The 550-nt window shown below is 38.9% G+C and carries 1 protein-coding gene; it reads left to right on the forward strand.

Going from position 1 to position 550, the window contains the following annotated elements:
* Positions 1–113 precede the first annotated feature (113 nt).
* The coding region (locus A6755_RS25675) for a phage integrase N-terminal SAM-like domain-containing protein (RefSeq protein WP_174878795.1) at positions 114–550 on the forward strand (437 nt) is incomplete at its 3' end.

A 550-nucleotide genomic window follows, 5' to 3' on the forward strand; every position in this document is an offset into this window, starting at 1 on the left:
AATCCTATCTACGTATTCTAAACCTTAGGATTATCCTAAGGTTTTTTTGTATAAATTCCACAATTCGTTGGAAAGGCTTATTAATAGCATAATTTTGGTAGGGGGCTTCTCGAATGACCAGTAAAGAAGAAATCCTGGACAATAAACAAATTCTTCATTCTTTTGCGAAATGGTTAATGGGTCAAAATAAATCCGATGGTACGATTAAAACCTATGTGGGAGTCATCTCCCAGCTTCTTCAATGGTTTAAAGATGAGGCGAAAGAGATTGAAAAATCCCACGTCCAAACCTATTTAGACGATATGGAACAGTCAAACAAGAGTGGAGGAACGATTGAAAAACATTATTCAGCCATTACCATGTTTTCCAGGTTCCTTGAAAAACCCGAAATCGTCCTCAACATCGATCGTAAAGCAAAGGAAAAGAAAGAAGATCCGCCAAAAGCCCTGAACATGCTTGAGCAAGCTGCGCTCTTAAAAGAAATCGAGGCCTCTGGGCATTTCAGGAATATTGCTATTGTCTACACAATGATTCATACGGGTATCCGGGT

Origin of the sequence: Peribacillus frigoritolerans, assembly GCF_001636405.1 — a bacterium.
GTDB classification, from domain to species: Bacteria; Bacillota; Bacilli; order Bacillales; family DSM-1321; genus Peribacillus; species Peribacillus frigoritolerans.